The organism is Veillonella magna, assembly GCF_959600285.1.
Classification (GTDB): Bacteria; Bacillota; Negativicutes; order Veillonellales; family Veillonellaceae; genus Veillonella_A; species Veillonella_A magna.
In genome coordinates, this window is record NZ_CAUGKU010000007.1 from 94,775 (window position 1) to 120,400 (window position 25,626).

At 46.1% G+C, this 25,626-nt stretch carries 26 protein-coding genes and 1 pseudogene; 5 read left to right on the plus strand and 22 right to left on the minus strand.

What is annotated here, in order from left to right; genetic code table 11:
- Nucleotides 1-41: 41 nt before the first annotated feature.
- The 11 genes from Q5873_RS05500 to fapR all read right to left on the minus strand — a co-directional run bounded on the left by Q5873_RS05500 (nt 42) and on the right by fapR (nt 9,866).
- Nucleotides 42-1,136, minus strand: a complete 1,095-nt coding sequence (locus Q5873_RS05500; RefSeq protein ID WP_303059724.1) for an elongator complex protein 3 — start codon at nt 1,134-1,136, stop codon at nt 42-44.
- A gap of 171 nt (nt 1,137-1,307) precedes the next feature.
- Complete coding sequence (rnc, locus tag Q5873_RS05505; protein ID WP_051245873.1) at nt 1,308-2,054, minus strand: ribonuclease III; 747 nt, start codon at nt 2,052-2,054, stop codon at nt 1,308-1,310.
- Nucleotides 2,055-3,299 (minus strand): beta-ketoacyl-ACP synthase II, encoded by a 1,245-nt coding sequence (gene fabF / locus Q5873_RS05510; protein WP_028255734.1) that lies wholly within the window; start codon nt 3,297-3,299, stop codon nt 2,055-2,057.
- Nucleotides 3,300-3,329: 30 nt separating this feature from the next.
- Nucleotides 3,330-4,286, minus strand: coding sequence for an NAD(P)H-dependent flavin oxidoreductase (locus Q5873_RS05515; RefSeq protein ID WP_205087338.1), 957 nt, complete (start codon nt 4,284-4,286; stop codon nt 3,330-3,332).
- Nucleotides 4,287-4,355: 69 nt separating this feature from the next.
- Nucleotides 4,356-4,592, minus strand: coding sequence for an acyl carrier protein (locus Q5873_RS05520; RefSeq protein WP_028255732.1), 237 nt, complete (start codon nt 4,590-4,592; stop codon nt 4,356-4,358).
- Nucleotides 4,593-4,634: 42 nt separating this feature from the next.
- Nucleotides 4,635-5,378: a 3-oxoacyl-[acyl-carrier-protein] reductase gene (gene fabG, locus Q5873_RS05525; RefSeq protein ID WP_028255731.1), complete on the minus strand. Its 744-nt coding sequence runs from the start codon at nt 5,376-5,378 to the stop codon at nt 4,635-4,637.
- Nucleotide 5,379: 1 nt separating this feature from the next.
- Nucleotides 5,380-6,321 (minus strand): ACP S-malonyltransferase, encoded by a 942-nt coding sequence (gene fabD / locus Q5873_RS05530; RefSeq protein WP_028255730.1) that lies wholly within the window; start codon nt 6,319-6,321, stop codon nt 5,380-5,382.
- A gap of 15 nt (nt 6,322-6,336) precedes the next feature.
- Nucleotides 6,337-7,281: an enoyl-[acyl-carrier-protein] reductase FabK gene (fabK, locus tag Q5873_RS05535; protein ID WP_028255729.1), complete on the minus strand. Its 945-nt coding sequence runs from the start codon at nt 7,279-7,281 to the stop codon at nt 6,337-6,339.
- An 11-nt stretch (nt 7,282-7,292) separates the two neighbouring features.
- The gene (locus tag Q5873_RS05540; protein WP_303059730.1) at nt 7,293-8,288 is read right to left on the minus strand and encodes a beta-ketoacyl-ACP synthase III; all 996 of its coding nucleotides are present in this window, start codon (nt 8,286-8,288) and stop codon (nt 7,293-7,295) included.
- Nucleotides 8,272-9,300, minus strand: a complete 1,029-nt coding sequence (plsX, locus tag Q5873_RS05545; protein WP_288300926.1) for a phosphate acyltransferase PlsX — start codon at nt 9,298-9,300, stop codon at nt 8,272-8,274. Before plsX ends, Q5873_RS05540 begins: the two co-directional genes overlap by 17 nt.
- 5 nt (nt 9,301-9,305) lie before the next feature.
- Complete coding sequence (gene fapR, locus Q5873_RS05550) at nt 9,306-9,866, minus strand: transcription factor FapR (RefSeq protein ID WP_028255726.1); 561 nt, start codon at nt 9,864-9,866, stop codon at nt 9,306-9,308.
- Nucleotides 9,867-10,108: 242 nt separating this feature from the next.
- Here fapR and Q5873_RS05555 point away from each other — a divergent pair, with 242 nt between their 5' ends.
- Nucleotides 10,109-11,713, plus strand: a complete 1,605-nt coding sequence (locus tag Q5873_RS05555) for a DUF438 domain-containing protein (RefSeq protein ID WP_303059733.1) — start codon at nt 10,109-10,111, stop codon at nt 11,711-11,713.
- Nucleotides 11,714-11,887: 174 nt separating this feature from the next.
- On the opposite strand, the gene Q5873_RS05560 is transcribed toward Q5873_RS05555, so the two are convergent.
- Nucleotides 11,888-12,337, minus strand: coding sequence for a VanZ family protein (locus tag Q5873_RS05560; protein ID WP_303059735.1), 450 nt, complete (start codon nt 12,335-12,337; stop codon nt 11,888-11,890).
- Nucleotides 12,338-12,505: 168 nt separating this feature from the next.
- Between Q5873_RS05560 and Q5873_RS05565 the strand changes: the two genes are divergently transcribed.
- Nucleotides 12,506-14,065 (plus strand): capsule assembly Wzi family protein, encoded by a 1,560-nt coding sequence (locus Q5873_RS05565; protein ID WP_303059737.1) that lies wholly within the window; start codon nt 12,506-12,508, stop codon nt 14,063-14,065.
- 221 nt (nt 14,066-14,286) lie between these two features.
- Here the strand turns inward: Q5873_RS05565 and Q5873_RS05570 are convergent, their stop codons facing one another.
- The 3 genes from Q5873_RS05570 to Q5873_RS05580 all read right to left on the minus strand — a co-directional run bounded on the left by Q5873_RS05570 (nt 14,287) and on the right by Q5873_RS05580 (nt 16,290).
- Entirely contained in the window at nt 14,287-14,958 is a 672-nt protein-coding gene (locus Q5873_RS05570; protein WP_028255723.1) for a hypothetical protein, read from the minus strand.
- A gap of 82 nt (nt 14,959-15,040) precedes the next feature.
- On the minus strand, nt 15,041-15,304 hold the full coding sequence (locus Q5873_RS05575; protein WP_288190525.1) for a hypothetical protein: 264 nt from the start codon (nt 15,302-15,304) through the stop codon (nt 15,041-15,043).
- Nucleotides 15,305-15,405: 101 nt separating this feature from the next.
- Nucleotides 15,406-16,290: a DUF362 domain-containing protein gene (locus Q5873_RS05580; RefSeq protein ID WP_367997320.1), complete on the minus strand. Its 885-nt coding sequence runs from the start codon at nt 16,288-16,290 to the stop codon at nt 15,406-15,408.
- A 300-nt stretch (nt 16,291-16,590) separates the two neighbouring features.
- On the opposite strand from Q5873_RS05580, the pseudogene Q5873_RS05585 reads away from it, so the two are divergent.
- The 3 genes and pseudogenes from Q5873_RS05585 to Q5873_RS05595 all read left to right on the plus strand — a co-directional run.
- Nucleotides 16,591-16,785 (plus strand): annotated as a pseudogene (locus Q5873_RS05585) (helix-turn-helix transcriptional regulator); the annotation flags it as partial.
- A 75-nt stretch (nt 16,786-16,860) separates the two neighbouring features.
- Nucleotides 16,861-18,084 carry a nucleotide sugar dehydrogenase gene (locus tag Q5873_RS05590; RefSeq protein ID WP_303059756.1) on the plus strand — a complete coding sequence of 408 codons (1,224 nt, stop codon included), beginning with the start codon at nt 16,861-16,863 and terminating at the stop codon, nt 18,082-18,084.
- Nucleotides 18,085-18,203: 119 nt separating this feature from the next.
- Nucleotides 18,204-19,325 (plus strand): NAD-dependent epimerase/dehydratase family protein, encoded by a 1,122-nt coding sequence (locus Q5873_RS05595; protein WP_303059740.1) that lies wholly within the window; start codon nt 18,204-18,206, stop codon nt 19,323-19,325.
- Nucleotides 19,326-19,437: 112 nt separating this feature from the next.
- On the opposite strand, the gene Q5873_RS05600 is transcribed toward Q5873_RS05595, so the two are convergent.
- The 7 genes from Q5873_RS05600 to Q5873_RS09675 all read right to left on the minus strand — a co-directional run bounded on the left by Q5873_RS05600 (nt 19,438) and on the right by Q5873_RS09675 (nt 25,451).
- On the minus strand, nt 19,438-19,656 hold the full coding sequence (locus Q5873_RS05600; RefSeq protein WP_303059742.1) for a hypothetical protein: 219 nt from the start codon (nt 19,654-19,656) through the stop codon (nt 19,438-19,440).
- Nucleotides 19,657-20,596: 940 nt separating this feature from the next.
- Nucleotides 20,597-21,094, minus strand: a complete 498-nt coding sequence (locus Q5873_RS05605; protein WP_303059744.1) for a DUF1659 domain-containing protein — start codon at nt 21,092-21,094, stop codon at nt 20,597-20,599.
- Nucleotides 21,095-21,254: 160 nt separating this feature from the next.
- Complete coding sequence (locus tag Q5873_RS05610; protein WP_288190986.1) at nt 21,255-21,494, minus strand: hypothetical protein; 240 nt, start codon at nt 21,492-21,494, stop codon at nt 21,255-21,257.
- Nucleotides 21,495-21,705: 211 nt separating this feature from the next.
- Nucleotides 21,706-22,401: an RNA polymerase sigma factor gene (locus tag Q5873_RS05615; protein WP_303059747.1), complete on the minus strand. Its 696-nt coding sequence runs from the start codon at nt 22,399-22,401 to the stop codon at nt 21,706-21,708.
- 269 nt (nt 22,402-22,670) lie between these two features.
- Nucleotides 22,671-23,588, minus strand: coding sequence for an ATP-binding protein (locus Q5873_RS05620; RefSeq protein ID WP_288300913.1), 918 nt, complete (start codon nt 23,586-23,588; stop codon nt 22,671-22,673).
- Nucleotides 23,588-24,565, minus strand: coding sequence for a hypothetical protein (locus Q5873_RS05625; protein WP_303059749.1), 978 nt, complete (start codon nt 24,563-24,565; stop codon nt 23,588-23,590). The genes Q5873_RS05620 and Q5873_RS05625 overlap by 1 nt, the downstream gene beginning before the upstream one ends.
- 616 nt (nt 24,566-25,181) lie before the next feature.
- Complete coding sequence (locus Q5873_RS09675) at nt 25,182-25,451, minus strand: DUF4411 family protein (protein ID WP_367997318.1); 270 nt, start codon at nt 25,449-25,451, stop codon at nt 25,182-25,184.
- Nucleotides 25,452-25,626 lie beyond the last annotated feature (175 nt).

The window sequence follows — 25,626 nt, forward strand, 5'->3', positions numbered from 1 at the left end:
TCCTACTGCTTGTACCTATGCACTATGTATTATCTTATCTATTATACCACATAGGCCATACCATCTATATACATTTGTACGATTGTTGCTTCTGCCGTTCCCCATCGACGATGAATCGGGATCAGTCGTTGCCACGACCGACTACCCCATTCGCACCATGACCATTGCACCGTATCATACAGGCGCTCCACTTCCTTGCGATTGCTGTTATGTAACCCCCGTACCTTCGATGTAAGTGTACGCGGATACACTACAACCACTGTATTCGGCTGTCCCCATTGTGCCTGATGGCTTTGCAGTACTGCTTTCATTCGCATGAGATATTCATAATTGACTACCATTTCTCCCATCGCCGCTTCGTAAGGACCACCTACAAGACCGATGCCTTTATCAAAATCCTCTGTTGCCTGCAAACCTATGCGAATGGTGGGAATCCCTTTACTCTTCATATAGCTGTGTAAAAACGCACTGTAGGCAATTGCTTCTTCCGTAGTTAACGGTGTGTATTCACCACGGCGCATCATATCTGCCAATTCCGTATCCTCCACCACTACTACCGGATAGATACGAATAAAATCAGGTGCTAAGGCTGCCACCGCTACTGCCGTGGCTACCAAGGTATGCCAGCTTTCACCGGGCAGTCCCGGCAAGAGTTGAATACCTACGGTAAACCCTGCCTCGTTAAGAAGTGCCACCGCACGGATTACATCCTTCGTCGTATGGCCGCGCTTAGATGCATCCAGCATCGCTTGATTCATCGTCTGTACACCTAATTCAACGGTAGTTACGCCGAAGCGGCGAAGCCGCTCTATCACTGCTTTATCAATGGCATCCGGTCTTGTGGAACAACGAATGGCTTGAATGGCACCGCGCTGCAATGCCTGCCAAGCCGGCGTAAGTAAACGTTCTTGGCGCTCTGCCGGCAACGCTGTAAAGCTGCCGCCGTAAAAAGCAACTTCCCAAAACGACTGCGTGTGACGCCGTCCTCCTTCCGTACAAGCCTCAATAGTGCGTGCCACATCTTCCGCCGTTGCCTGTACTTGTCCCGAAGCTATGCGATGTTGATTACAAAACACGCATTGCTGCGGACATCCGATATGAGGAATAAAAAAAGGAATCAATCCTTGCTTTGCCATCTGCCCTTCGTCACTCCTTTCTATCATGCGCACAACCGTATTCATCATTGGTTGTATGCGATCAAACCTCCCGCATATCCTATTAGACCGCTCAACCTCTTCTAGTAACACCCTAACCATAGTCGCTTTTATGTCAACAAAAAAGGAGCGGTCTCCCACTCCTTTCCCTAATCAATGTGATGATGCCTGCTGCAGCTGCGCCAATGTTACCTGTGCAGCATGCTGCTCTGCTTCTTTTTTGCTCTTACCTGTACCAGACGCGTACCGATGCCCGTCAATGCGTACTTCCATACAAAATACCTTGTCGTGATCCGGGCCGGATTCGCCGATTAACGAATAGTGAATCTGGCGTTCGCCTTCCTGTTGTACAAATTCCTGTAATAGCGTTTTATAATCTTTACCTAAGGTACCCTTTCGAGCTTTTTCCAAATATCCTGCCAAATGACTCAACACAAACTGCGAGGCTGCCTCATAGGATACATCCACATACAGCGTTCCCACCAAGGCTTCAAAGGTATCCGCCAAAATCGACGGACGTTCGCTTCCGCCGGTGGCCGCTTCGCCGCGACCTAACAATAAATATTTGCCAAAGCCCAGCTTCTTACTGCACGCTGCCAATGAAGTTTCACAGACAATCGCTGCTTTTGTTTTCGTCAGTTCACCCTCAGTCATTTGAGGATATGTTTTAAAAAGATACTCGCCGATAATCAAGTCCAATACAGCATCACCTAAAAATTCCAAGCGTTCATTATGCTGTACATGACGTGCCTTATTTTCATTTGCATAAGACGTATGCGTAAATGCCCTGTCCAGTAAGGCAATATCCGTCAAGGGTAAGCGCAAACGCGCCACAAGCTCCTGAAGCGAAGCCTCACGAGCCTGTAACGAGATTGTCTTATGGGTCCTGCGCCCCTTCAATTAGTCCTCATAGCGGCGTACCAACAATGTAGCATTGTGTCCGCCGAAACCGAAGGAATTGGAAAGTGCACAGTTAACCTTCAATTCACGAGCCCCTTCCGGAACATAATCAAGATCCAACTCCGGATCCGGATTCGTCAAGTTGATGGTCGGATGAATTTTACCTGTTTCGATAGCCATGGCCATAACAATCGCTTCGATAGCACCGGCAGCACCAAGCAAATGACCGGTCATCGATTTAGTAGAGTTAACGGCAATATCCTTAGCATGATCGCCGAACAATTCCTTAATAGCAAAGGTTTCGTTCTTATCATTCAAACCGGTAGACGTACCGTGCGCATTGATGTAGTTAATTTCGCTCGGATCGATACCGGCATCCTTAATAGCTAATTCCATACATTTACGTGCCTGTACACCACCCGGTGCCGGAGCCGTAATATGGTATGCATCGCCATTGCTGCCGTAACCGATAACTTCTGCGTAGATATGAGCACCACGAGCCTTGGCATGTTCTAATTCTTCCAATACAACGATACCGGCTCCTTCACCCATAACAAAGCCATCGCGTTCGGCATCGAACGGACGAGATGCCAATTCCGGTTCATCATTGCGCGTAGACATCGCTTTCATAGAAGCAAAGCCGGCTACGGCTCCCGGAGATACAGCTGCTTCCGTACCGCCGGCAAACATAATATCGGCATCGCCGCGAGCAACGATACGGAATGCGTCACCGATAGCATTCGTACCGGATGCGCAAGCAGTTACATCCGTAATAGCCGGTCCGCGAAGACCGAGCTGGATAGAAACGCGACCGGATACCATGTTGGCAATCATCATCGGCACTGCGAACGGACTTACGCGAGCAGGTCCCTTATTAAACAACGTTACATATACATCGTGGATGGAGTCGATCCCGCCGATACCGGTACCTACTACAGTACCGCAACGATCGCGATCTTCTTCATCAAGATCCAAATGAGAATCTTCCAACGCCATTACTGCTGCCGCAATAGCAAATTCAGCAGAACGGTCCATACGGCGTGCTTCCTTCTTTTCTACACCGTAATTGGTTATATCAAAATCCTTCACTTCACCGGCAATACGAGTGGCATATTCACTGGCATCAAAATGGGTAATCGGGCCAATACCGGATTTACCTGCCAAGAGTGCTTCATAAAATGCATCCTTACCGATGCCCACCGGAGTAACGGCGCCGAGACCGGTAATAACTACACGTTTTTCCAATTATTTCACCTCTTACATCTATCACTTACATTACTCTATTTCGGCAACCTGTTTCTTCAAACGGGCAAAAATCTCCTTAACCGGCAAGATTTCATCTACCTTGCGCATGTTATTGCCGGAAAATACCAATCCCGTCTCAACGTCACCTTGCTGTGCGCGGGAGAGCGCTTTTATAATACAGAACTTGTGCGAACAATGTTTCAAACAACGATCACATTCCGTCGGTGGTGGTACCGTACCGTCCAATACCGTTTCCGCAAACTTGTTGCGAATGGCCTGTCCCGGCAATCCTACCGGACTTTGAATCAATACGATATCTTCCGGATTCGTAGCGCGTACGTACATCTTCTTCAATTCATCCGAAGCATTGCATTCCACGCTGGCTGCGAATCGGCTTCCCATCTGTACACCGTTGGCACCGAGTCGTAACATGTCCACGATGTCCTTACCGTCAAGTACACCGCCGGCACCGATAACCGGAATCTTCTTCACTGCTGCTACAACTTCCGGTACAATCTCACGCGAAGAGCGGTTTGTACCTAAATGTCCGCCGGCTTCACTGCCTTCCACGATAACCGCAGATGCGCCCAGCCCTTCGGAGATACGAGCCAACTTAGCAGACGATACAATCGGAACGATAGGCGTTCCGGACTCTCTGCCCATGCCGAACATATCACGCGAAAAACCCGCGCCGGCTACCACAAGGTCAATTCCTTCTTCTATAGCGGTACGAACCAAACCCGCAAACTGGGTGGCCGCCACCATTGCATTTATACCAATAATCCCCGTAGGTGATAATTTTCGTGCTAATCTAATTTCGTAACGTAATTCGTCAAATGGCATACCCGAGGCCGCAATAAGACCGATGCCACCTTCATTTGCTACAGCCGCTGCGAGACGAGCCGTAGATAATCTGATCGCCATACCGCCTTGAATAATGGGCACCTTAGCCACCAAATTGCCAATGCGAAGTTCAGGGAGCTTCACTATTAATTCCTCCTGTTGGGTGCATACCGACAGGAGGGTGGCCATACCACCCTCTATCGGTGCACAGTCTTACGCTTCTTTGATAGAATCGATATATTCTACCGTATCTTTTACTGTTTTAATTTTTTCAGCTACATCATCAGGGATTTCTACGTTGAATTCTTCTTCGAAAGCCATGATCAATTCAACGATATCCAAGGAATCAGCGCCTAAGTCATCGATGAAAGTAGAATCAATGGTAACTTCAGACTCGTCAACGCCTAACTGTTCCACAACGATCGCCTTTACTTTATCAAACGTGGTCATTGGGATTCACCTCCTTTCACATTGTTCTATCTATATATTGGCTTACATTACCATGCCGCCGTCTACATTCAGTACTTGGCCCGTAATATAAGACGCATACTCAGATGCCAGGAAGACAGCTACAGATGCCACTTCCTTCGGTTCGGCCATCCGGTGCAACGGAATAGCCGCCAGCGTAGCTTCCTTCACTTTTTCCGGAAGTACGTCGGTCATATCGGTATGAATAAAACCAGGAGCAATCGCATTTACCAAAATACCGCGACTGGCCAATTCCTTAGCACAAGTCTTGGTAAAGCCGATAACGCCGGCCTTGGAGGCACTGTAATTCGCTTGTCCCGCATTACCCGTAACACCGACTACGGAGCTCATATTAATAATGCGACCGCTGCGCTGTTTCATCATCAGCTTGGACACCGCTTTGGTTACCAGGTATACCCCTTTAAGATTGATGTTGATTACATCATCCCAGTCGCTGTCCTTCATACGCATCAACAATGTATCGCGCGTAATGCCTGCATTATTTACCAAAATATCAATGTGACCGAATTCAGCCTGTACAGCTTCTACCATTGCTGCCACTTCATCCGCATCGGCTACATTGGCCTTTACCATAATAGCCTTACGGCCCAATGCTTTTACCTGATCCACCGTAGCCTGTGCAGCTGCTTCGCTACCGCTGTAGTTTACGGCAATATCCGCACCGGCCCGTGCCATTTCCAACGCTACGGCCTGACCGATACCGCGAGACGCACCGGTAATCAATGCTACTTTACCTGCCAAATGCATTTTATATCCCCCCTTGCAAAAATTCAAGTGTTTTAGCCAAGGATGCTACATCCTCTACATTTGCCAGCTTCATTTCTTTGTTGATCTTCTTCGTAAAGCCGGTCAACACCTTGCCCGGTCCTACTTCGACAAATGCTTCCACACCACTCTTCACCATCGTATCCACACAGTCTTCCCAAAGTACCGGATGCGCTGCCTGTACGACTAAGAGCTTTTTAATTTCTTCGCCGGATGTTACCATCTGGCCGGTAACGTTAGCTACCACCGGGATAGTTGCATCATGGATGGCGATTTTATTCAATTCTTCTTCAAGACGAGCTGCTGCCGGTTCCATCAAGCGACTGTGGAAAGGAGCGCTTACCGGAAGCATAACGGCACGTTTCGCACCGGCTTCCTTCATGCGTTTGGATGCTTCTTCTACGGCAGCGGTTTCACCGGCGATAACAATCTGTCCCGGGCAGTTAAAGTTAACCGCCTGTACGGAACCGACTTCACCGTCAACCGCTTCGCAAATGTCTACTACCGTTTCGCGAGGTAAGGCCAAAATAGCTGCCATAGCCCCTTTTCCTAGCGGTACCGCATCCTGCATATATTCACCGCGTTTATGAACAACATATACCGCATCCTTGAAATCAAGTACGCCGGCCGCTACCAACGCACTGTATTCTCCGAGGCTGTGTCCACCCACTACATCCGGTGTAAAGCCTTTTTCCTTTAAGACTTCATAACATGCTACACTGGCTGTAAGAATCGCCGGTTGCGTATTGGCCGTCTTCACCAATTCCGTGTCCGGACCGTCGAAGCAAAGCTGGGAAATAGAATACCCCAAGGCTTCGTCTGCTTCGGCAAAACGCTGACGAACGATTTCATATTCCTTATACAGGTCCAGAAGCATGCCTACCTTCTGTGAACCTTGGCCGGGAAATACAAATGCTGTTTTCATCGGTACCCTCCTATGTTACTTGACAACCGTCTGCAAACCGCCAATAACGGATTCTGCTTCGGTAACAATATCCTTAATAATCGTAGCGCACGGCTTGATATCGGTAAGCATACCGGAAATCTGACCGATCATTACGCTGCCGTGTTTCACTTCACCTTCGATAGCTGCACGGCGAAGCGTACCGGCACCGAGGTTTTCCAATTCTTCCTTAGGCGCACCGCTGAATTCCAATTCCTGGTACTGGTGAGACAAAAGGTTTTCCAAAATGCGAACCGGATGACCCGTAGTCAAACCGGTCATAACCGTAGAACGATCCTTTGCCTTTAATACGGCTTCCTTGTAATTCGGATGTGCAATACATTCTTCGGATACAACAAAGCGACTGCCCATCTGTACTGCCTGCGCACCCAAAGCAAAGGCAGCTGCCATGCCGCGACCGTCGGCAATACCGCCGGCTGCGATAACAGGAACATTTACGGCATCAACAATCTGCGGGATTAAGCACATCGTAGTAATTTCGCCTACGTGACCGCCGGATTCGGTACCTTCCGCAATAACTGCATCAATACCGCCGCGGAGCAAGCGCTTCGCCAACAATACGGAAGCCACTACCGGAATTACCTTGGTGCCAATTTCCTTCAGACGAGGAATGTAGGTACTCGGATTACCGGCACCTGTGGTGATTACAGGTACGCGTTCTTCCAAAACCACTTCCATAACTTCTTTTACAAACGGCGACATCAACATGATGTTACAGCCGAACGGTTTACTCGTACGTTCCTTCAACTTATGAATTTCGTTGCGGAATACATCCGGTGGCATGTGACCTGCACCAATGATGCCAAGACCACCTGCTTCAGACACAGCGGCTGCCAATTCGGCAGTTCCGAGCCATGCCATACCGCCTTGCAGTATAGGATACTCAATACCTAACAAATCGCAAATATCAGTCCTTATCATGATTTTCCTCCTTAGCACCATTTCATTACTAAGCCGGCCCATGTCAATCCGGCCCCGAATCCGGCAAATGCTACATTATCGCCTTTTTTCACAAAACCGGATCGTACCGCCTCATCCAGTGCAATCCCTATAGATGCCGCCGACGTATTACCGTACTTCGGTAAATTAACAAATACCTTATCCTCGGATAATTTCAAACGATGCGCTGCGGAATCAATAATGCGCAGGTTCGCTTGATGAGGAATAAAGCAATCCAATTCTTCTAATTCCATATTAGCACGTTCCAGTGCATTTAGCACAGTCCGTCCCATAGTTTTTACTGCAAATTTATATACTTCCGAACCGTTCATATGAATATAGGTTAAACCTTCTTCTATGCGCTGATCGTTTGGCACCATCGCCGTACCGCTGGATGGAATACTCAAGGACATTCCGCCGGTACCGTCAGCCCCCATATCCATACCGCGCATACCGTACCCTTCTTCAACGGTAGAAACTACGGCCGCACCGGCGCCGTCACCAAAGAGAATGCATGTGCCGCGATCTTTCCAGTTCAACACGCGGGACAATACTTCTACCCCAATAACCAACACGTTTTTAAACATGTTCATGTTTACATAGCTACCGGCTGTAATCAAACCGTATACAAAACCGGAACAAGCAGCACCTAAATCAAAAGCCGCCGCCTTGGTGGCACCCAGATTGGCCTGTACGATACAAGCCGTAGAGGGAATAGCCATATCACCGGTTAACGTAGCCACGATGATACAGTCGATGTCCTCTGCCGTAAGCCCGGCCGCTTCCAATGCTTTCTTAGCTGCTTTGGTAGCCATGTCCGAAGCATTCATACCTTCCGGCGCAACACGACGTTCCTCGATGCCGGTGCGTTCTCTAATCCATTGATCGCTGGTGTCCACCATTTTTTCCAAATCATGGTTTGTCACCACATTATCCGGTAAAAAGCTGCCTGTACCGATAATACCGACCGGCTTAGTCCACATCGTCATAGGTAATTGCTCCTTCTTCTTCTATACTATGCTGAATATTCTCAATGATTTTGCGTTCCACCAATTCACCGGCAATCTTAATGGCCGTCAAAATTTCCTTTGACCGCGAACTGCCGTGACAAATCATGAAAACACCGTTAACACCCAGTAATGGCGCCCCGCCGTTTTCTGTGTGATCCAGCCGTTTCTTCAACTTCTTAAACACCGGATACACCAATAACGCACCAAGCTTTGCGAATAATCCGCTTTCTTTAATACCTTCTTTTAATAATTGCGTTACAACGCCTACAAGACCTTCCGCAAATTTAAGCACCACGTTTCCTACAAAGCCGTCGCAGACAACAACGTCCACCGTGCCTTTCGGAATATCGCGGCCTTCCACATTGCCTTTGAAAGGAATCGTCTTAAGCTGCTCCAATAGTTTGTACGTCGCTAATACAACGTCATTGCCCTTTGTCGATTCTTCACCGATGTTCAAAAGTCCCACCGTCGGGTTTTCCTTACCAAACATAAGTCTGGCGTAGTTATACCCCATGATGGCCCCCTGCACCAAGTGCTTTGGCTTACTGTTAGAGTTGGCACCGGAATCGAGCATAACCGTTACACCTTCCGGTGTAGGAATCGGCGTTGCAATCGTCGGTCTGTCAATGCCTTTGATACGACCGAGACCAAACAACGCAGCCGCCACAGCCGCCCCCGTACTGCCCGGAGCGATAACGGCCTGACATTGTTTTTCCCGTACCAACCGTGTAGCGACTACGATGGAAGCATCTTTCTTCTTGCGTAAGGCAATACCCGGATGCTCGTTCATCTCGATGACTTCACTGGCATGGTGAATAGAGATACGCGGATTATCCGCTTCACCGTATTCGCTTAACACCTTATGAATCTGTGCTTCATCGCCGACAAGGACGATCTCCATGTGAGGAAATGCCTTGACTGCCTCGATGGAGCCCTTGACAATTTCCAGCGGCGCAAAATCACCGCCCATAGCGTCTACTGCAATTTTCATCCGTATTACATCCTATTCTTTACGGGCTCCATGATAAACTTGGCCCGAAACACTTCTCTAACCTTATCCTTAATCGTCACCCAAATGAATGCTTTGTCACCGCGACGACGAACAACCTCTGCCTTAGCGACTAAATTACATTCCGCCGCAACAGGATTTTTATATTTTATATTGCCTACGCCGGCAATGGCGGCGGGAATACCGATCACCGCTTTTGCCAACGAATCGGCCTGGGCATATAAGAAGTGTGGCTCCACATACCCTGTGGCATCCAGCATATCCGCCGTAGTGTGCAACATGCTAAGGCCTTGTTTGCCCGCTGTTAAATCGAGCAACTCGCCTACCACTTCTACCCGTTCGTTCTCTATTGTATCATGACTATGCTCTTCTGCCATAGCCTTAATGCGTTCTCGCAATTCGGGAATCCCCAATTCCAAACGATCCAGACGAATCGTTGGCACGCTTACCTGAAAAAAGGCAGCCAACTCTTCATCAGTAACAAAGGGCGTATTATTCAGTTTTTCCCGCAACTGCTGCTGGCGCTCTTGTTTTTTTATCCGACTCATGAGACCACCTTTTATGACCAAGTAATAATAGTTCATTCCAATTATATGCGACTATGTCCATTTATGCAAGCACAAATTTAACCTATGTGCATCCTGCCAAACAGTTATTGCGCAAAATGTATCCCCAGCTACTGAAAATATGTTTCAATTTCACTATAATGACAATCACAACAGCACACTGTTTACGCAGCGTGCGCCACGTGAATTGTACTACATAATCCCTACGCTAAGGAGGTTTTATAATGAATAACGAATTACAAAAGAATTTTAAATTTACCGACACCGATCGCTTAACTACATTAATCACCATTAAAGATAAATACTTATCCGGCGAATACACCATGGAGGAAGCCCGTGCCCAATTAAAAGAGAAAATCGGCACCTGTACCCCGGATGAATTCGCGTACGGCGAACAACAATTAAAGGGAACCTACACGGACGAAGAAATTACCCATCGCATGGATGACCTGCTTGCCCTCTTTGACGGTATTCTCGTACGCGCCAACAATGAATTCCCTGAAAATCACCCGCTTTGGGTATATAAACAGGAAATCAACGCCGCCGAAGACCTGGCCCGCGAAGCGGAAACATTGTTGCAGGCACCGCACTTCATCAAAAATCCGTGGCTCGGTCTCTTCGATCGCTTTCGTCAATGGCCTACCCACCTATCACGTAAACAAAATCAGCTGTATCCCATGTTGGAACGCTATGGCTTCGATCGCCCCACCAAAATTATGTGGACCTTCGACGATAATGTACGCGAATCCATCAGCCGCGCCTACACGTTACTGACCACAGACGCTACGGATGAATTTATAGCCGCCATGCCGAAACTGATTGACGACTTCCGCGATTTGCTGGGCAAAGAACAAGAAGTCCTTCTGCCTACTGCCTTTAAGCTTCTCAGCGAAGAAGACTTTGCCGTAATGAGCCGCGGCGATCATGAAATCGGCTTTGCCCTCATCCCTACACCGCCTTTCTACGGCACGGTACCGACGGATACTTTAACAACCGCTAACGCCGCTACGAAGGCACCGGCGGGCTTTATGAACGAACTGGCTGCCCTTCTCGGCAAATACAATATCGGCACCACGAATACGGAAGAAGAACTGGATGTAGCCACGGGCAAGCTTTCCTTGGAACGTATTAACCTTCTCTTCAAGCACATGCCTGTAGACCTTTCCTACGTTGATGAAAACGAACTGGTCAAATTCTACAGCGACACGAAGCATCGCATTTTCCCGCGCAGTGCCAATGTCATCGGCCGTGAAGTAAAGAACTGTCACCCTGCCAAGAGCGTTCACCTCGTTGAGGAAATTATCGAAAAATTCCGCAGCGGTGAACAGGACAAGGCCGAGTTTTGGATTAACAAACCGGACCTCTTTATTTATATCATCTATACTGCCGTTCGCGATGAACAAGGAAACTTCAAAGGCGTGTTGGAAATGATGCAGGACTGCACGCGCATTCGCTCCCTCGAAGGCTCCCGTACCTTGCTTACCTGGGACGATGAAGTTCACGGCGATACTGCCTCCACTGCCGATACCGCCGATAATGCTACCAACGAAACCGACAAAGCAGATACCGGCAAAACTGATACCGCCGAAGTGACGCGCACCGTGAAAGGCATTACGTTAACCGGCGATACCAAACTGTTTGATCTCTTCGATACGGTCGACGGCTTGAAAAAACACATGCCTTCCATTCATCCCATGTTTACTATGCTCGCTACGCCGATGGCTAAAATGATGGCCGGCAAAGCCACTTTAGAAAAAGTATCCCACCGCAGCGGTATTCCTCTTTCAGAATTGATTCAGAAAATCGGCGATTACATCGAAACAAAATAAAAAATGTAAAGGCAGTGCCATACGGCACTGCCTTTACAACATATATGAGTAGTATTCTTTGCCAATATCTAGATAGCACATGAGCTAACATTATAGATTAATATATAGACTAACACATAAGCTAACACATAGGGCCATCTCTATGATCATAGTAACGAGTTCCGTAGGCATCTATCAGTGACGCCCCGTAATATAACGAAATACACGGCCTACTACGGATGCCAAAATAATTCCCACCAAGCTGCCGGCGCTGTCCAACACCACATCCTGCCACATCGGTGCCCGACCGGGACTAAAGAATTGAAAATACTCATCGGTAGCAGCGACGACTATGCAAAGGAGCAACGTGCCTATCCACCGTCCGTATCGACGCCACCCGATAACCAAAAACGCTATATAAGTGGTAATCCCTAAACACATAAACTCAAAAGCATGCGCCATTTTGCGCAACACGTGGTTTGTATAGGCTACCGACCAGTGAAATCCTAAATCGTTAAAGATCCATCGTACCTTACGGGTAATCAGTAAGCTCAGGCCATCCGACACGTCGGCCGATTGCCATGAATTATGCCAAATAGCCACGATAACCGCAGCCACTACGGCAAGGGCTATCCATTTTTTCATCTATCGACGCTCCTTCCTTTTACTCAATACGCTTAGAGTACCAAAGATACTTACATATGTAAAGGAAGTATTCCCTTACCGTGTTACCAAACTTTATGATATAATAATGTAGATTTTACTATTTATTGTATATATTCATATGTTAACAATGTTAGGAAGAGTGATTATATGAAACGTCATGTATTGTATGCGGCTGTCCTCGGCAGTCTCCTACTCCCTGCCGTAGCCGGTGCATCTACCACAACACCGGACGTGGCTGTAGATACTGTCTACTACAACTACATTGAAAAATTAAGCGGTATGGGGTATATCAAGTCCATGCCGAACGGTGCCAAACCGTACAGCCGTCAACAAATGGCGCAATGGGTAAAAGAAGCGGAAGCCAAAGCCGCCACCAAACCGATGCCGGCCTATTTGCAAAGCCAATTCAATGCATTAAAAGACTATTTAGCACCAGAACTGGCTGTATTGAACGGCGAAGAATTACATAACCCCTTACATGTCACCTCCGCTACCCTCGGCTATGCCTATAACCACAGCGATCAGATGAACTATCGATATGTGCACAACAAAAAAGACGGCAATGTGCGCAGCAATGTGATTAACGGTCACTACCAACCGTTCGGCACCGGGAATAACGGTTATGACAACGGTCGCGGTTCCAATTATTTAGCTACCTTCCGCGTAGAAGGCAACCTGACGAAGGACATCGCCGTATCCGCACAACCGCGCTGGAGCTACGACAAGGATAACAGCGGCAAGCTAAGCCTTGAAGAAGGATATATCAAAGGCGGTATCGGTGCTTGGGATCTCCTCTTCGGTAAAGAAGCCATGATTTGGGGCCAAGGTGCATCCGGTAACCTCCTGTTAGGCAATTCGATGAAACCGTTGACTACCTTCCGCGTACAAACTAAGCAACCGCAGAAAATCGGTGGCTTCTTCCGCTTCTTAGGCGAAGTTGATGTACATGCTTTCTACGGCGAACTGGAAGGCAATCGCCGCGATATAGCTGCACAGCTGGGTGGCAAGGAAGAATTCGATCATCCGGGCCTGTTGGGATTACGTGTTGATGTAACGCCTACCAACTACTTCACCATCGGTGCCTCTCGTATTTCCATGATCGGCGGCAACGGTAATGCGCTAAGCCATTCTGACTGGAACGACTGGTTCACCGGTACCAACGCATACTCTAATGATAAATGGAATGATATCGCCGGCTTTGATTTCCGCTTACGTCTGCCGGGCGTACAATTCTACGGCGAACTGTACGGCGAGGACCAGGCTGGCTATTTACCAAGTCAGGTAGGCTATCGCTTCGGTACATACCTGCCTAACCTCGCCGGCAACGGCGCCTGGGATATGACCTTGGAAATCGCCGATACCGGTCGCAACTGGTACCGTCACGGCACCTTCCAAAACGGTTGGACCTACAGCGGTCACATTCTCGGTGACCCCATGGGACGCGAAGCCCGCTCCTACTATGCACGAGTAAATCATTACCTGCCGAATGAAACCACCCTTGGCCTTTACGCCAAACGCACCGAAATGGAACGGGACATCGCCAACTATCCTATCGTTAACGAAGTAGCCTTAACCGGTCAATACAAACTTCATAGCGACGTATACCTCCGCGGTACCTTGGGATATGCCCAGGTAAAACATGCGGAAGGAACAAACACCTCCGACAATTCCGTGTTTGCCGGTACCACCGTTGAATGGATGTTCTAAAGGTATTCCTGCGTAAACAACGTTTATATTCATAACGATATAATAAAACCTATACAATAAAACCTATACAATAAAATCTATATAATAAAAGGTCTGTAACACAATGGGATGCGTTCCTCATTGCGTTACAGACCTTTTTATATACACTACATTTCTATTACATTTTAATTATTCATACTAGTGTGCAATCATCGACATATATAAATAATTTACTTATTCTATCAATAATAGCGTGTTTCTATCTCGGCCTTTGGAATTGTCGCTCCATCACTGACCATACCAAACCAATTCGCCGTATTATCCCAGAACAACCTAACTGTTACTGGATCCTCATCAGTCCACGTCATATATGTCGGCAAATTAAAATCTACATGTACCTTCGTGAGACGAATATATAAATCTCCATCCACAACTCCTATATAATTTCTTGAGCTTTTGTGTAGAGGCCGATTCCACCCCATATTCCTCATACTTTGCTCAGACACATAAACAACATATGTTCCTTTATATTCCCCTACAATCCAAAAACCGTATCCAATAACCTTATTACCTTCTCTTGAAGTTACGACCCAAAAGCGTTTACCACTGGTAGTATCTCTTAATTCCTTAATATAAAAATCTATAGGTGCCATATTCATTCCCTCCGGATAGGGCAAACGTAGTACCGGTACATCTTTCCGACTACTTATCAACTGAATAGATGAGTAGTAAGCGTTCCCTTTTACTTTAAATGTAATCGTATCATTCATCTCTCCTTTTACTGTATATGTACGCTCATGAAAACCAATATGATGCCAATCTTTAGCTAATGAAAAATTTCCGGCTAGAACACTACTTCCAACACACCCTATTATCACTAACAGTAAGGCAATCCATCGTCGTATAATCATCATTTTTCCCCTACTTTCAATCACTACGTACTATTCTTATATTGTTATTGTGACATCATTATACCACTTCATAATCTGCCCGTTCCTATTCCTGCGGACGTCCTTTCAATCCGACATCCTCGGGAACCAAAGTAACCGAACCATCTTCCTTGACAAAGCACGGTACTCCGACTAATCCTTGCCGACGAACTTCGTTAAACGCCGGATGTGTATCGCGCAGTCGGATAAACTCTTTCAAGATTTTTACATGCGCGCTGATTTCACGCACTTCAAACTTAGGATTATTCAATAATTGATCGTGCAAATAGATACAATCTTGACACGTAGACATAGCGTATACCGTAATCATACATAACACCTCCTGACTGTCAGCCTACCTCTGAGTATCACTTATATGTTTGACTCTCCTATGTTTAATTCTCAATACGTTTGACTCGCATTCTACTTGTATTAGACCTGAAATGCATCCGGAACCCAAGTTCCTTTAATACCGGCTACCGCTTCCTGTGCAGTAATGACCGCATCATCATGGTCAATATCAATCAGACGGTATCTATCATGACCCATATTCATTTCCTTCATGTAGGAAAGCTGGCGCAATCCGTGACGGGATTCCATCCGTTCTACCAATGCATGCTTGCTTTCTTCCGGCAGCGCATACACCAAATCAACGGAAGCCTGATCCACGGCCAACAAATCTACCGAGGCGACCATACCGATATCCGGAGTCACCACAGCTTCCGCCGCCGTCCCTTCGCAGTCGCAGGATACACTCATCTTCCGAAGTACATTGAGATAAGCAACACGATTACCGAAATGGGTAATCGTAGCCAACGTAGATTCCGTAATACGCTCCATCAATTCTTCCTTGGCAATATCCCACATATCCGGCTGATTCGGCGTGGTATGAATCATCTTCTTTCCTATACGACCATCGGCGCAACCGATGCCGATATTTTTATTCGACCCGCCAAAACCACCTTGCACATGACCTTTGAAATGCGTCAACGCTAACAATGAATCGTATGTCAGCAAATGGGTCCCTACGCTCATCGCATCAAACCACTTGCCCTTCGGTACAGGCAGCTTCGTCATTCCTTCCTCATCCATAATGTCTACCGGTGCAAAGTCCCAACCGTTTACCTTCAATGTATTCCGGTGCTGCTCCGTCGTATACCGTTCCCCTTCATAATAGGTATTGGTTTCCACGATAGACTGCCCTTGCAAACGCTTGGCTATCAACTCTTTTACCCAAGGACGAGGAATAATATTCGGACCGTAAGGCTCTCCGGTATGCAGCTTAATCGCAATCTTACCGGTTAATACCTCTTTGATGCGATATTCCTACTTCTATGGTTTTATCATACTACCTATAGTCGACTCTAGGTCAAGAGGGAACGTAAGCATATATAGTTTGGGAGGTCTACTACAAATATATGCGTTGCATACCATCTCTATTCATTAGCTAAGTTCTCTATGTATTCACCAACTTCTCTATTGTCATCAATGTTTATTTTTGGTAACATAAATATATAAAAATTCTCTAAAAATCTCTTTTTTTATATTTTTTTACAATTTATCTCTTCATATGTTACTCAAAGTAACATGCATATATATTTCTAAAGGATGTGCCCTATGAAAACATTATCCCTAGCTAAATTGGCAGACACAATTATTATCAGTCGTAAAGCAAAAAACTTAACCCAGCAGCAAGTCTCCGATCGCACCGGCATCAATCGTATCATGATCGGTCGTATCGAACACCAAGAATACACCCCTTCCATTGAACAATTACAAAAGTTAGCCGCCACGCTGGACTTTGATATTACCGATGTATTCGTGGAAGAAGCAGCTTCTACCACTGCCGCAAGCAACATACCTACACTAAAAGAAGGGGGCTACTCCATTGCTGTAGCCGGTACCGGTTACGTCGGTTTATCCCTGGCCACCCTACTGGCACAACACAACAAAGTCACTGCCGTAGACATCATTCCGGAAAAGGTGGACCTCATTAATCAACGTAAATCACCGATTCAAGATGACTACATCGAAGCCTACTTGGCTGAAAAAGAATTAAACCTTACAGCCACCTTAGATGGAGAAGCAGCCTACCGCGATGCAGACTTCGTTATTATTGCCGCCCCGACTAACTACGATACCAAGAAAAACTTCTTCGATTGCTCTGCCGTGGAAGCCGTTATCGAATTGGTATTAAAAGTAAACCCAACGGCGATGATGATTATTAAATCGACGATTCCTGTAGGCTACACGAAACATGTGCGCGAAAAATATAATACGGAAAATATTATCTTCAGCCCCGAATTCTTGCGTGAATCGAAAGCCCTTTACGATAACCTGTACCCGTCCCGCATCATCGTTTCCTGCGACGAAGCATCAGAACAAAAAGCGCGCGTATTTGCCGCGTTGCTCCAACAAGGAGCCATTAAAGAAAATATCCCCACCCTCTTCATGGGCTTTACCGAAGCGGAAGCTGTCAAACTATTTGCCAACACCTACTTGGCCCTGCGCGTATCCTACTTCAACGAACTGGATACGTATGCAGAAATGAAAGGCTTGAGCACGCAAAACATTATCGACGGCGTTTGTCTTGACCCTCGCATCGGTGCACACTACAACAATCCATCCTTTGGTTATGGCGGCTATTGCTTACCGAAAGATACAAAACAACTATTGGCCAACTACGACAACGTACCGCAAAATATGATGTCCGCCATTGTTGAATCCAATCGTACACGGAAGGACTTTATTGCCGATCGTATCTTAGAAATCGCCGGCACCTACGAAGCTAACAGTGCTTGGGACCCGGCCATGGAAGAAGCTAACCACAAAATTATCGGCGTATATCGTCTGACTATGAAATCCAATTCGGATAATTTCCGTCAATCCTCTATCCAAGGCGTTATGAAGCGTATCAAAGCCAAAGGAGCTACCGTTATTATTTATGAACCGACTCTCAAGGACGGTGAAACCTTCTTCGGCAGCAAAGTAGTAAATGACTTGGCTACCTTCAAAGCACAAAGCCAGGCTATTGTCGCCAACCGCTACGATGCTTGCTTAGACGATGTAAAAGATAAGGTATATACTCGCGATATTTTCAAACGCGATTAATCCAGAGAAAATCGAAATCAATCCTCTAATCGGGATGCACAAAAAAAGGGATACACCTTCCCCAATGAATATCTATCAAAAAAATCTATGAGTAGTACCTAAGAAAGGAGTCCCATCTCATGGTAACCTCTACCTCGACACCCTCTGCACCGGCCAAGACCGCCATTTCTCTTACCGGAAAAACCGTACTTGTTACAGGCTCTGCCGGATTCATCGGCAGTAACCTAGTCTTGGAATTACTTCGCACACAGTCGCCCATTACAATCATCGGCTTTGATAATATGAGCGACTACTACGATGTGTCTATCAAAGAATGGCGTCTTCAGCAAATCGAAGCTTGCGCCGCCGAACATCCGAATGCCACCTACCATTTTATTAAAGGAAACTTAGCTGACAAAGCTTGTATTGATCAACTATTTACTACCTATGCGCCGGATATCGTTGTCAACCTTGCTGCGCAGGCCGGTGTTCGCTATTCCATTACGAATCCCGATTCGTATGTGGAAAGTAATCTCATCGGCTTCTATAATATTTTGGAAGCCTGCCGCCACTCCTACGATAATGGCGCTACCGGTGTGGAGCACTTGGTATATGCCTCATCCTCTTCTGTATACGGTTCCAACAAAAAGGTCCCTTACAGTACCGACGATAAAGTAGATAATCCGGTCTCCCTCTACGCTGCCACTAAAAAGAGTAATGAATTATTAGCGCACGCGTACAGCAAGCTTTATAACATCCCTTCTACGGGCCTGCGCTTTTTCACTGTATACGGTCCGGCCGGACGTCCCGACATGGCTTACTTCGGATTTACCAATAAACTGTTGAAAGGCGAAACCATCCAGATTTTCAACTACGGTAACTGCAAACGCGACTTCACTTACGTCGACGATATCGTGGAAGGCGTAAAACGCGTTATGGAAAAAGCACCAGCCAAACAAACCGGAGAAGACGGTCTCCCGTTACCGCCGTATGCTGTGTATAACATCGGCAACAACAACCCGGAAAACCTCCTGGACTTTGTCACGATTCTTCAAGAAGAGCTTATCCGCGCCGAAGTCCTACCGGCCAACTACGACTTTGACAGTCACAAAAAACTTGTCCCTATGCAACCCGGCGATGTTCCCATTACCTATGCAGATACCTCTGCGCTGGAACGGGATTTCAACTTTAAACCCAACACAACATTGCGCGAAGGCTTACGCCGCTTCGCACAATGGTACAAAGAATTTTATCGCGTATGATATATCGTAAAACACCGTATCATATATCATAACAACCATAACCAATAGAAAATAAAAAGACGATCTTCCTTCAAACGGAAGACCGTCTTTTTGTTTTCTATTCTTTCCTACCCTACCGGCTATTTCTATCTCTTTCATCTAAGGCCTTCTTTTTAATATCAAGCCATGTACTGTCGTTCGTGTGTTCATACTGCCATTGTGCATGTGTGATTTCATAATTTTTATCCACTATATCTAATTTCAAACTCTGCTGTGTTGTAAAAAACTCGTTAGCGGCTGCATCATCAGCAATTTTAAAAAGTCCGTTCCCAATCTTTAAAAATTCATTCACATAATCAGCCTTAGCATCCGCTTTTGTTTGCTGCCATACGGCATACTCCTCCGGTGAGGTTACAATTCATGACCTTGCCAAAGAACATAATTTACTATAAGATGTAAACCATATAACCAAGAGGGCGACTCATGTCTTGGTAGTCAAGCCTTCCTCTTTTTCTTCTCTCCCCCCCAAAAAAAAGAAAAGCGATGCTCATATATCGCAAGAGTGTCATTCGTAAGACATGACCTCTGAGATATATGGGCATCGCTTTATTTAAATTACGCTCTTCGATAGACCGAGCTTTCGTTGCGGATAGTCTCCTTCTTTTATGTGTTCATTCGCAAGATCTGACCTCTTAGATATATGAGCATCGCTTTAAATATTATTTGTTAAGCTTCGAGAATTCCTATAACTATATAACTAACCTTATATTAACCAAACACTTACAAAAATAAAACCAAACCTTTCATCCTCACCTCCCCACTAAAGAATGACTTTACTCCCTCTCTCCCAGAGGAAGTAATTCCCGCTTATCGGAAATACCGAGAAAACAGCGACTCATCAATATAAGAAACACTTCATACCAACCTTTCTCCCTCCCCCTCCGAGAGAATCATCCTACGATAGCTACGCAAACTCCCTCGCTCCCTAATAAGAGTGCTACCCGCTTATCGGAAGCCCTGTCAAAACAGCGGCTCATCAATTTAATATCAAACCTTCCATCCTCACCTCCCCACTAAAGGACAACCTTTCTCCCTCCCCTCCGAGAGAATCATCCTACGATAGCTACGCAAACTCCCTCGCTCCCGAATAAGAGTGCTACCCGCTTATCGGAAACACTGAACAAAACAGCGGCTCATCAATATAAGAAACGCTCTTCGCAAGACCGAGCTTTCGTTATTGATGAGCTGCTGTTTTATAATAAGGTGCTACCTATTATGCGGGCATCACTCTTTTATTTAAACAACAAACTTTCCGGTTTATATGTCATTGTATTAATGCGCACGAACCCTACAGAAGGATAGGCAAACAACGATGCCAGCTTATCACAGAGAATGTTTAACTCTTCATCCGTCTTCTTCGGACTAATATTATTAAACGCGACTAACTTTACCTTAGAAGACCCTTCACTTTCCACATTTAAACGCAGCTGCACCTTGGTAGTCGGCACCATGACGTCCCAATGCGGACCATGCATTTCCTCTTCCTCATCGTAATCATCGGAGATATCGCCGGATCCATCATCTACATCATGAGATTTATCCTCTACATCAGGAGATTCATCATTATTTACACCGCGAGATTCCGCATCAACTACATTACTAGATTCACCATCAACCACATTGGGAGATTCACCGGCGGCTTTCTCGTTAGACGTGTTTTCACTTTCAACACCGGTATCCTTCATATCATTTGCTTCTTCATTCATTGCATGTACCATTTCTTCACTCATACATATCTCTCCTTATCACATACTCACTCACATTTATAATTTTTTCAAAATCACCGCTGCTATCACTTCCACCAGCAGCTTGATCACTTCTTTCATCGACATGTCATCACCCTTCTTTTCACACCGGAATTTGGTGAAAGGTAAAACCCAATGAATCCGCTTATTTCATTTCTTCCACGGTCGTGTGTTCCTTATGGGCACAAATATAACGCGTTGCCACCAAACCAGCGGAATCGACAAAGAAACCACCCATAGCAATGAAGCGCCCCACTTCATCCACTTCTTCCAAAGTAATCCCTTCCTTAGGCATGCTGATAGGCACGCTTAAGGACATCTTCGTCGTATCATCGGTAAAATTCATTTTAATCACGTCAGTCGCTTTATGGTGTGTAGTAATCATAACTATACTCTCCTTTTCATCCCTGTACCGCCGCATGAGGCGGCATCTTCACAACAACATACTCACAAATCCAATCACTATCCATTTGCATTTCATTTACAGCACGTATACACCGCTATCTGCGGTGACGCACCTCCTTTTATGACCCCTGTTCCGCCATATCGTCATGGTCGTTCACCTCCCTTCAGTCATTGCTAAATCATCACTCTATTTAACATTCTTTATGCCGCTTTGCCAACATCCGCAACTTTTTTACGCAACTATTACGGCGTTTATTCATAGCTTGCCGACTGATTCCTTTCCTCGCTGCCAGCTCCGCCACCGACAATCCTTCATAATAAATGGCATAAATAATTTCCCGTTCTTCCTCATCCAACTCTTCTACCAGCGCATCCACCATGGCCTCTACCATATGACCGACAGCCACACGCTCCGTATCGTACGAATTGCTTCCTTCTAATCCTACCGGCACCATCTCTTCACCAATCACGCCATCTTTGAAAAGCTCCTCTCGTTCCGCCACCTGCATGACACGTTTAAGCCCTTTCAACTTGCCGAAGGACAGGGAGTGATTCAAATGGCACGTGAAAGAAAATCCTTTAGCCGGATCATATGAATTCACGGCTTTTACCGTAGCTATCCACACCAAATCCAGTACATCGTCCCCATAGCTCTTTCCTCGTAGACTGGCACAGCATTTTTGAATCATCGGATTGTATACTTTCAGCAATCGCTCATAGGCGCGTTGATCACCGTGTTGCGCACGAAGCACCAAATCATTATCCCGTTTATCAATGACTGCCCAATCCGGTGTAGGCTTCCTTGCAACACTATTTCTCGCGCTGCTCTGTTCCGTGCTCATTTTACATTCCTTCGGTGTTACAACATTATCTCTTCCATGTGTCATTACTTTTATAGCCTCCCTGCTTGTCTTTGCCTGCTTCACTTCGTGCCTATTCCGATTTTCCTCTGTACCCATGTCCATCGTACTGTATACCGGCTCCTTTCTGTTCCTCTTTACCCAATCGTGTGTTCTGAAATTTCTCACCTGCTGTTAATCGCGCCCTTTCTGCCATACACACCACTTGTTTTACGGTCGTAACGCATCACCTCCTTATAGCTATCTCTTGCCGACAGTCTCTTATCACATACCGTTTACCACTGACTATCAACCGCTTAACACAGCGGTGCCATGTTACATGACTCTTGGCACAGCGGCATCGTTCGTCTGTCCGCGCCGTCCAACAAAAATACTTCGCAGCTTCCGGCCAAGCGACTGCAAATACGCTGACTGGCTATGCCGCCTTCCGCTTCAAACTCTTCCATCGTCAAATTCGATGTAATCACCATGGGCTTTCCTTCCGCATACCGCGCATCGATGATGAGTAACAGCTGTTCGCGCACCCAATCCGTATCGTGCTCCGCCCCGAAATCATCCAGCACCAACAAGTCTACCTTGGCCAAGCTCTCCAGATACCGGGACTTTCGTTCATGGGAATGCACACACTCGCGCAAGCGCTCCATCAAAAGCGGTACCGTGCAAAACGCACCGCTGCGATTGTTCTGTACCCACGCCTGTAATATGGCAACGGCCAAATGCGTCTTGCCTACCCCTGTAGGCCCGATGAGGAACAAACCGCGTCCACCGCTTGTTCCTGTGGACAGTGTCTTTCCGTAGGCTAACGCATCCCGATTCATTTCGTTACCATCGTAATTCGCAAAGGTCATTGCCCTATACAGCGCAGGAATCCGTGCCGCTTCTTTCAGCTCCGCCGAAGAAAACACATCCTCATAGGCCTTCCCTGCTTGACAAGGCGCATACGACACATAGCCGTGGGCATCCACCTTGGCCGTATAGCCTTTGACCACGTGATCACACGCGGCCCGTCCCGGACAGTGAAAGGTGCAATGCTCATTGCTACGGGCAAACTCCAACAACCGCAGAAAATAATTTTCGTTCTGCGCTACCGCCTTGTCCAAGGTAATGTGCTCCCGTGCCAACGCAGCGGCAATACGTGCTTCATCATCGGCTAGCAACGCCTGCTCCTTTACACCGGAGGGTGCTTTGGCAAGCAACGCCGTAAGATCTGTCATCAGTTGGTGGTCCCTCCTTTGCGATACACAAAGGTGTGACGCCGTGCCTGACTGCCTTCGCCTCTTCCCAAGGAGTTACTGCTGCGAGCATACCGCTTCGCCTGTTGGCTGTATCCCCCTTCCTCTTTGCGACGACGCTCCCAATTTCGTACGGCACACTTCCAGTCCTTCATCTTCGACTTGCCAACCATCCAGCCTTTGGAACCGTAGAAGTCAACGAATTCCTCAGGATCAATGTGATTGCTTCTCTCCTCGCAATAGGCACGCACCATCGCAACCGAAGGTGGTGTGAAACAACACTTCGGTATTTTCTTGGCTTTACCCTGCTCAGGCTTGCCTTTCTTTACTGTGGTTTCTTTAGTGTTGTCTAGTCTAGTCTTGTCTTGTCTATGTATGTGCCCACCTCGTTGCCCACCTTGCAGCTCACCTTGTAGTTCACCTCGTGGCTCATCTTGTAATACAGTCGGTCCTTCTTCATGTAGTATCGTCGATACATCATTACATTGTTCTTCCGGTACATGATCAAGCGGAGCCGTCGGTACATCATCAAGTGTAGTCGCTGATACATCTTTTTGTGTTTCAACCGACATAGTTGTCGAGTTAAGTGGGTCCATCGACATGGGTGTCGAGTCAGGAATGATGTGTTCATTCGCTCTTCCTCCATGACCGGCACACGCCGTTCTAATTCCTTCCTCCTCTAACGGAATGATTTCATATAACGTAGACAAGCCACCCTTACGCGGCATGTAACGAATACGTCCGACCTCTTGCAAAACAGATCGCGCTCGTTTTACCGCAGATGGAGATAAGCCGGTAGCAGCGGTCAACCTTGCCATAGAAAGGGAGAACACCCGCTTCCAATAACAGCCATTGTTATAATGCATGAGCACAAACCATAACAATCTGGCCGGTGTGGGCATATCCGGATGTGACGCCAACCAAACGTGAAATCTGTTCAATTCTTCTATGTACTTCATTGTGAATCGCCTCCATAATTAGGAACTAATCAAGGGATTAAAAATTTACCCCTCTACTATATACAATCCCTCGAGAAGAGATTTTGTAAACCAAAATCTAAAAATTTTTCAAAAAATTTTTGAATCTACCAAAAAGTAAATACATGAATCATTGTTATATGATTATTAATTCATAAAAACATTATCGAATTATACACTCATACGCAAACTTTACAACCCATACTTTTGTATAATTCTCATTTTACTTAACTTCAATTAGCCATAAAAATAATTGATTAGTCTTTCATTCTCGTATACTTTAATATATATTTTTGTACGACTATTTTATCTGCAATCACTTTACCCATAACTTTTTTTTGTAACCGATTTCTCTGTGACTACTCATTGTGTCACTCATTTTTTGCAAGTACTTGTTCTGCAACTACATGAGCTGTGATTGCGCTTACCGTTGCTATGTTAGAATGCCTAGCGTAATTAAGATAATAAAAAATACGCCGCCAAGACGGAGAGTGTTTACTCTCTGCCTTGGCGGCGTAGGTGTGGCATATTAAATTTTAACTATAAATATTCTTCCGTGACTAACCGTATTACCCCATAATTACATCCTAAATTGTAATTACCGTAGCATGTCAAAAGGACTTATATAGGCTACATTAAAAACTTGACAGATATTCGGAATCTTAACCTTTCTTGATTGTGAGTCGACCAACTGTTCTAAAGTTACTACTGTATCTCCACATGCTTTAGCTGCAGCAATAAGCCAAGGATCTGCCTTTGATAAAAATTTATTCTTCTCCTCTGGCTTATACGTATCATTTGAGTTTACATAATTTACAATAGCTTGGTACTCATTAACAATTTCAATATTATCATTAGTTTTTATCACTGAATTATGCCAATTGTTAGAAAACTATGAAGATAAATTATCCTTTCCCTCGTTAATCTCATCTTCAACCCAATCAATTGTTTTAATTGAATTGCATTGGGATAAAAAAGCCCAAAAAGAAGGGCTCTTCTGGCATCCCTGTGGGTAAGAAATGCCGCTTTCCCTTGTAATCAAG